General features: G+C 36.9%; 8 protein-coding genes. 1 reads left to right on the plus strand and 7 read right to left on the minus strand.

The features are described 5' to 3' along the window. Position 1: 1 nt before the first annotated feature. From xylA to Q0093_RS13285, 3 genes are read right to left on the minus strand one after another with little or no spacing between them, the layout of a single operon-like run. A complete protein-coding gene (gene xylA / locus Q0093_RS13275) occupies positions 2–1,318 on the minus strand; it encodes a xylose isomerase (RefSeq protein ID WP_294177048.1) in 1,317 nt (438 codons plus the stop codon). Positions 1,319–1,347: 29 nt separating this feature from the next. Beyond that, positions 1,348–2,835, minus strand: a complete 1,488-nt coding sequence (locus Q0093_RS13280; protein WP_297931367.1) for an FGGY family carbohydrate kinase — start codon at positions 2,833–2,835, stop codon at positions 1,348–1,350. A 30-nt stretch (positions 2,836–2,865) separates the two neighbouring features. Then, the gene (locus Q0093_RS13285; protein WP_297931370.1) at positions 2,866–3,588 is read right to left on the minus strand and encodes an NUDIX domain-containing protein; all 723 of its coding nucleotides are present in this window, start codon (positions 3,586–3,588) and stop codon (positions 2,866–2,868) included. A gap of 652 nt (positions 3,589–4,240) precedes the next feature. Between Q0093_RS13285 and Q0093_RS13290 the strand changes: the two genes are divergently transcribed. Then, positions 4,241–4,618 (plus strand): RidA family protein, encoded by a 378-nt coding sequence (locus Q0093_RS13290; RefSeq protein WP_297931373.1) that lies wholly within the window; start codon positions 4,241–4,243, stop codon positions 4,616–4,618. 197 nt (positions 4,619–4,815) lie between these two features. Here Q0093_RS13290 and Q0093_RS13295 read toward each other — a convergent pair whose 3' ends face one another. From Q0093_RS13295 to trxA, 4 genes are all read right to left on the minus strand, one after another. Then, complete coding sequence (locus Q0093_RS13295; RefSeq protein ID WP_297931375.1) at positions 4,816–6,123, minus strand: folylpolyglutamate synthase/dihydrofolate synthase family protein; 1,308 nt, start codon at positions 6,121–6,123, stop codon at positions 4,816–4,818. A gap of 22 nt (positions 6,124–6,145) precedes the next feature. After that, positions 6,146–6,694 carry a chromate transporter gene (locus Q0093_RS13300; protein ID WP_294177040.1) on the minus strand — a complete coding sequence of 183 codons (549 nt, stop codon included), beginning with the start codon at positions 6,692–6,694 and terminating at the stop codon, positions 6,146–6,148. Then, entirely contained in the window at positions 6,681–7,250 is a 570-nt protein-coding gene (locus tag Q0093_RS13305) for a chromate transporter (protein ID WP_297931378.1), read from the minus strand. The genes Q0093_RS13300 and Q0093_RS13305 overlap by 14 nt, the downstream gene beginning before the upstream one ends. Positions 7,251–7,505: 255 nt before the next feature. Beyond that, a complete protein-coding gene (trxA, locus tag Q0093_RS13310; RefSeq protein WP_297931381.1) occupies positions 7,506–7,802 on the minus strand; it encodes a thioredoxin in 297 nt (98 codons plus the stop codon). Positions 7,803–8,050 lie beyond the last annotated feature (248 nt).

The raw sequence follows: 8,050 nt of genomic DNA on the forward strand, positions 1-8,050 counted from the left end.
ATTAGCAATACATATTTACGATTGCTTCGTACAATTCTTGTTTGCCGCTGGTTTGTTTAGGTTCACCGTTAGCTTTAGCGTAAGCTACGATGTCTTCCAGAGACAGTTTTCCTTCTTCAAATTCTTTACCTTTACCTGAATCGAAAGAAGCGTAACGGTCAGCCAGCATTTTTTTGTAAGGAGATTCTTCCAACAGTTTGGCTGCACTTAATAATGCTCTGGCCATAACGTCCATACCTGCAATGTGTGCAATAAAAATATCTTCAAGATCAGTAGAATTACGACGAGTTTTAGCGTCAAAATTAGTACCGCCGTTACCGAACCCGCCGTTACGGATAATTTGCATCATTGCTTGAGTCAATTCGAAATTATCAATAGGAAATTGGTCTGTATCCCACCCGTTTTGATAGTCTCCGCGGTTAGCATCGATAGAACCTAACATGCCGTTGTCCACTGCTACGCATAATTCATGTTCGAATGTGTGTCCTGCCAATGTTGCATGATTGACTTCGATGTTTACTTTAAAATCTTTATCCAGACCATGAGCTTTTAAGAATCCGATAACAGTTTCTGTATCTACATCGTATTGATGTTTTGTCGGTTCCATAGGTTTAGGTTCGATTAGGAAAGTCCCTTTAAAACCTTTTGAACGAGCATAATCCCGAGCTATTTTCAACATTTGGGCTAAATGTTCTTTTTCGCGTTTTTGATCGGTGTTCAAAAGAGACATATAACCTTCACGTCCACCCCAGAATACATAATTAGTTCCACCTAATTCGATAGTGGCATCAATAGCATTCTTGATTTGAACGGCAGCCCGTGCTACTACATCGAAATCAGGATTAGTTGCTGCACCATTCATATAACGTGCGTGTCCGAATACATTAGCAGTACCCCAGAGTAATTTAATTCCGGTTTCTGCTTGTTTCTTTTTAGCGTAAGCTACGATTTCTTTTAAATTTGCTTCATATTCTTCGATAGTTTCAGCTTCTGCAACTAAATCGACATCGTGGAAACAGTAGTATTCGATTCCCATTTTTTGCATGAATTCAAATCCTGCATCCATTTTGTGTTTTGCAGCTTCTACTGGGTTTTCAGAATCGTTCCACGGGAATTTTTTTGTTCCTCCTCCGAATTGGTCTCCACCTTCTGCACATAGTGTATGCCACCAAGCCATAGAAAATTTCAACCAATCTTTCATTTTTTTACCCATTACGACTTTTTCAGCATCATAATACCGGAAAGCCATCGGATTTTTACTTTCTACACCTTCAAATTTAATTTTTCCAATGCCGGGAAAATACTCTTTTGTTGCCATAGTTTTTTGTTTTATAAAAAGTTATTATTTTATTTCATAGACTCTTCAAGTCTTTTTTTCCACAAATTATATGCACTTTGATAAGCTGCGATGTTTTTTATTTCTGGTTCGATCACCTCTATTTTCTTTAATGATGCAAAAGCCTCTTCAGCGTTTTTATAAATTCCTGCACCTATTCCTGCACCTTTGGCTGCCCCTACCGAACCGTCTGTATCATACAGTTCTATTGTTGCCTGAGTGATTCCGGACAGAGTATTTCTAAATAACGGACTCAAAAACATGTTGGCGTGTCCGGCCTTGATCGTATGAATATCAATCCCGATACTTTCCATGATCTCCATTCCGTATTTGAACGAGAATACTATACCTTCCTGTGCTGCACGCATCAAGTGACGTTTATCATGTATGTTATAATTTATGCCGTGTACGGATGCTGATATTTCTCGATTTTGTAAAATGCGTTCCGCCCCATTGCCAAAAGGTATGATACTCACACCGTCAGCACCTATTTTTACTTGAGATGCAAGGTTATTCATGTCTGCATAGGATGTATCGGCAGTTGCTATATTCCGTTTGATCCATGAGTTTAGAATACCGGTCCCATTTATACAAAGTAATACACCGAGCCGAGTATTTGTTTTATCATGGTTTACATGGGCGAAAGTGTTGACTCTCGATAATGGATCATAGTTAACGTGACCGTTAATTCCGTAAACCACACCGGATGTCCCTGCAGTAGATGCGATTTCTCCGGGATTTAGGACATTTAAGGATAATGCGTTATTAGGTTGATCTCCGGCACGGTAGGTAACGGGAGTACCGACTTTTAATCCTAATGTTGCTGCAGCTTCGGCATTCATCTCACCTTGTAGTCCGAATGTCGGGACGATCGAGGCAATCAAACTTTGATCAAATCCGTAGTAGTCCATTAGTTCTTTTGAGATAGTCTCGTTCTTGAAATCCCAAAAAATACCTTCGGACAATCCGGATATGGTTGTACAACTGTTGCCTGTTAATTTCATGGCGATGTAGTCTCCCGGCAACATTATTTTGTCTATTTTCTCAAAAATTTCCGGTTCGTTAGCTTTTATCCATGCTAATTTTGAGGCCGTAAAATTACCCGGAGAGTTTAATAGATGAGAAAGGCAGTACTCTTTTCCGAGAGTTTCAAATGCCTTTTCTCCATAAGGTACTGCGCGACTATCGCACCAGATGATTGCCGGACGCAATACTTTTTGGTTCTTATCTACAACGACGAGACCGTGCATTTGATACGAAATACCGATTGCTTTTATATCGGATGCATCGACATTAGATTGTTTGAGTACCGACTCTGTAGCCAATTTCAGATTTTTCCACCATTGTTCGGGATTTTGTTCCGCCCAACCTGATTTTACAGCGATAATTTCCATTTCCTGTTTCGGAAAAAAATCCGAAGCTACGCATAATCCGCTTTGAGCATCCACTAATGATGCTTTTACAGAAGAGCTTCCTATGTCATATCCTAATAAATACATTTGCTTTATGATGATTTAAAGTTGATAATCCTAATATTGTCCGTATAGTTTGTTATATGTTTTTTTATCGAACCGATAATATCTGGCAGCCCTGTGTGCGACATTCGTTTGTTTTTCTTCTAATGCTATGACATAAGGCATTGCAGTTATTTTTTTATGAAAATTCCTTACATCCATTTCCTTATCGTAAATCACTTCATATAGGCGACGTAATTCTAAAGCTGTGAATTTAGCAGGTAATAATTCGAATAAAATAGCCGGATATAGTTTAGAAGTACGTCTTATTTCTCGTATAGCTTCTTCAATAATATTTTTATGGTCAAAAGCAAGACGTGGCAATTCTTGAACAGGACACCAAGTAACTTTATGATTTTGAAAATTCATATTCATTTTGTTCGTGATGCGAATGACCGACATATAGCCGATTGTGACGATACGTCCCATTTTTACTTGAGTCGTTTCTTCTAACCAAGATAAATCATCAGGGTTATTGGTTCGATCGGGAGCACCGAAAGTTTTAAATTGTTTTAGATACGGATCGTTCATTCCGGTAATTTCTAAAAGAACTTTATGTGCAGCTTCATCCAGATCTTCATCATCAAATATCGGACGACCCGGTAGTTTCATACCGCTTCCTTTTTTATTATTGGGAGTTTCACTTTGTTCCGTAAGTAAGACTTTTAACGATTCTCCGTTAAATCCGATAAGGACACAATCTACAGAAACATGAGGGTTATAAGCGTGTGTTTTCATAGCGAATAACTTACCTTTTTTAGAAATTCGTATGTCAAATATAGAAGATATATTTTTGAAATAAAAGCCTAATCACCTTTTATTTAGCAGTTTTATTTTGTATGTCGGACATTCTATTTGTATTTTGTACAATAAGCTTCCCCCTTTGTGTCGTCTTTACAGTATCTAAGAAACATTTTTCTTATCTGATTTAGTACAATAACTATAAATGTTAAATAACTATAATCTTATTGTCGGAAAAGGACAGACACCTAATTTATAAAAAACAATCGGCACTTCTATTGGGTGCCGGCTGTTTTCCAAAACATAACATGTTTATTTTTTTCGGATGTCAACGATAGGTACAGTTTTTTCAAATCCATCCTTTGTTGGATACTTATATACCCCTATTTGTTTTACGCATTTTCCAGAAGGAATTTTAATAATTGGGTCGTCATAATAAGATTTTCTTCTGTCGGATTTGCTAATTGTTCTTCTGAATATTTAGATAATAGGAGAGTTCTTACCTCTTTTTTAGTAGTTGTAGAATCTATAGTTGTCGGTTTTTGATAAAAAACGGCTTGATAAAGCTTGTTATTGACATTCATTTCATAATTGATGTCTTCTTCATATTATTGATTATCTTTGTATGTTTAATATAAAATAAAAAAAGATGAAAAAAGTAATAGCTACAAAGGCAGCCCCTGCTGCAATAGGTCCGTATAGTCAAGCGATAGAAGTTGGAAATATGCTTTTTGCATCCGGGCAAATACCTATTAATCCGGCTACTTCTGAAATCGTAGAAGGAGGAATTAAAGAACAGACGGCACAAGTCTTTTCTAATATTAAAGCCGTATTGGAAGAAGCAGGTTATACGTTTGATGATATTGTAAAGACAACGGTTTTTCTTGCGGACATGTCGCTTTTTATAGATATGAATGCTGTGTATGCGACTCAATTTTCAGGATCTTTTCCAGCACGTTCTGCAGTAGCTATTAAAGAGTTGCCTAAAGGAGCATTAGTAGAAATAGAAATAGTAGCTGTAAAATAAAGATTTTTTTGAACAGAAGATGTCTTAGAGGCTGTCTAAATTTTACTCGGGTCAGATTTGAGAGTTTCTTTCGAGGATATTTTTCTGTTTTCAGGAGGATAGCGGGCTATCTGACGAGTGAAAACGGGAAAATAAACCGGAAGAAAGCGCAAAAATGACCTGATAATATTTTTTTATTGGAAAATTTAGACAGGCTCTTATATTTTGGGTATAAGACATCTTTGTTCTATAGTCAGTAAGTCGGCGACGATAAAAGTACTGCCCCCGACAAAAATCAAGTCATTCGAATCGCTGTCTTCAATAGCTTTTTTATAAGCAGCTTCTACAGTAGGGAAACACGTTCCCATTAAACCGTGTGCTAAGCCTTTTTGCATCATTTCTTGAGCGGGAAGCGCACGAGGTATCGATGCTTGTGTAAAATAATAGACAGCGTTTTGAGGCAATATAGATAAAACTCCATTTATATCTTTATCATTTACCATTCCGATTACAATACGAAGCGTTTTGTATTTTTCTGAGTTTAGTTGACGTACAATATATTGTATTCCTCCGATATTATGTCCGGTGTCGCAAATTACTTTAGGGATATTATTTATATGTTGCCATCGACCTTGTAACCCGGTGAGTTTGGTAACGTTCTTGAATCCTTGGTATACAGCTTTATCAGGAATCATATAATTCATTTGTTGCAAAAGTTCTATTGCTGCAAGTACTGTTGCTGCATTTTTTTCTTGACAAAAACCTCCGAGTTCGCCTGTAAGATTTGGATATTTATTACTTTCGAAAATCCATTTCCCTGAATCTTCCAGCCTTGAATGAATAATGGGTTTGATTTCTTCCGCAAAATAAATGGGTGAGTTTTCGCATCGAGCTTTATTTATAAATACTTGTTTTATTTCGCCTTCGGCTTCTCCTATCAGAACCGGAATATTAGGTTTGATGATTCCGGCTTTTTCTTTGGCGATTTCAGGTAAAGTATTTCCTAAAAATTGTACATGGTCGAAACTTATATTTGTAATAATACTGAGGTCTGGAGTAATAATATTTGTACTATCTAATCGACCGCCTAATCCTACCTCAATAACTGCGACATCGACTTTGCATGCAGCAAAATAATCGAAAGCCATCATCATGGTTAACTCGAAAAAGGAGGGATGTATATTGCGTGTCGGTTCAATATATCTTTGGGTAAAATCTATAACGTATTCTTTACTGATTACTTTTCCGTTTACTCTGATCCGTTCTCGGAAATCGACGAGATGAGGTGAAGTATAAAGTCCTACTTTATATCCGCTTTGTTGCAAAATTGCAGCCAATAGGTGAGATGTAGATCCTTTCCCGTTCGTTCCGGCAATGTGTATGGTGTGGTATTTGCGGTGGGGATGATCAAAAAATTCATCTAAAGCCTTGCTGTTCCCTAATCCCGGTTTATAGGCACTTGAACCTACTTGTTGAAAGACCGGCAATTGATTATATAAATAATGTAACGTTTCTTCGTATGTCATGTTTAAAAAAACTTCTTGTAGATCAATATACAAGGAATCCGGTAACTCCTGCTAATACAATAATCCATATAGGATGAAGTTTGGTATAATGTACCAGACAAAAAGCTCCGATACAAATTAAAATACTGAGAGTATAGTCAGGAAAATTTTCTTTATTCATAAGAATTAAAGCTGCCGAAGCTATCAATCCGACGACGATTGGCCGTAACCCTGCAAAAATACTTTTTATATAAACATTATTTTGATGTTTTAATAAGAATTTGCCGATTAGCAAAACTAATATGAACGATGGCAAACAAACGGCAACTGTTGCTAATATAGAACCCCAGATACTGCCTCCGGTTGCTACATATCCGATATAGGTGGCGCTGTTGATACCTATAGGGCCGGGAGTCATTTGAGAGATGGCTACTATATCGGTGAATTCTTTAGAAGTGAGCCATGGAGACGATTCACCATAATGAATTACTTCGACAGCTTCGTGTTGTATTAAAGAAAGCATGGCATATCCGCCACCGAATCCGAAAAGTCCGATTTTCAGATAAGCCCATAACAAATTAAGATACACCATCTCTTTTACCTCCTTTATCCTTAAAATGACATTTTATATATCTGTAATAGAGAATGCCTCCTATACCTCCGGCGAGAACAAAATAGATTGGAGATAATCCTGTACCCCATATCAATAATGCTACTGAGGCGGGAATCCATATATTGTATTTATTGATCTTTGCCGATTTTCCGGTGGTAAGGACCGGAGCTATTATCAATGCTACTACCGCAGGCCGTATTCCTTTGAAAATTCGTTCTATTATCGGATTGTTATAAGATTTGGCAAAAAATATGGCAATAAGTAAAATGAGAATAAAAGACGGAAGCACAGTACCTAATGTTGCAGCGATACTTCCTCGAACTCCTTTCAGCTTATTTCCGGTTAAAATAGAAATATTAACAGCTAAGATTCCCGGTAAAGATTGAGATATGGCTAATGCATCCAGAAATTCGGACTTGTCCAGCCACTTATGCTTATCGACTACCTCTTTTTCGATTATGGAGATCATTGCCCATCCACCACCAAAGGTAAATGCTCCTATTTTAAAAAATGTATAGAATAATTTCCAGTACATATTTGCCGGTAAATTTGTCGACAAAGGTAGAACAAAAACAGAAGTAAGGCAAGTAATGATGGAAATAAGAGTCTGTTTAAATTTTACACGGGTCAGTTTTGAGAGTTTCTTCCGAGTATGTTTTTCTGCTTTTACGAGGATGATAGCGGGCTATCTGACGAGTGAAAACAGGGAAAAAGACCGGAAGAGAACGCAAAAATGACCTGATAGTATTTTGTTATTGGAAAATTTAAACAGGCTCTAAGCTTTTCTTTATTATTTATATTTTTCCAGAATTTCCTTTAATGCCTGTGTTTGCATAACACCAGATTGTCTCCATACCGGTTTCCCTTTTTTGAAAATAATAAGAGTAGGTACGGACTGTATACCGTAATGTATAGCCAGAGCCATGTTTTTGTCGATGTCTATTTTCAAAATCGTAAATCGATCACCTACCGATTTTTTCAGTTCTTCCAAAATAGGTTTCATCATTTTACAAGGTCCGCACCATTCAGCAAAAAAATCGACTAATACGGGATTTTCAGAGTTGATAATTTCGTTAAAACTGCTCATAATATCTTTGTTTTTTATTTACAACAAATATACTACAAAAAAGATGTTTTTCTCCGTTTTTCTATTCTCACCTTAAATGTTGTTTTGTAATTTGTTATCTTGAATATTGTATCCAAATATGAAAAAACATGCTCAAAATTTTGTGTATTTATAGAAATAAACTACCTTTGCATCGCTTTTGAAGGACAAAGGCATTGGAGAGGTGGCAGAGTGGTCGATCGCGGCGGTCTTGAAAACCGTTGTACTGC

Source organism: uncultured Coprobacter sp. (genome assembly GCF_947855755.1).
Lineage (GTDB): Bacteria > Bacteroidota > Bacteroidia > Bacteroidales > Coprobacteraceae > Coprobacter.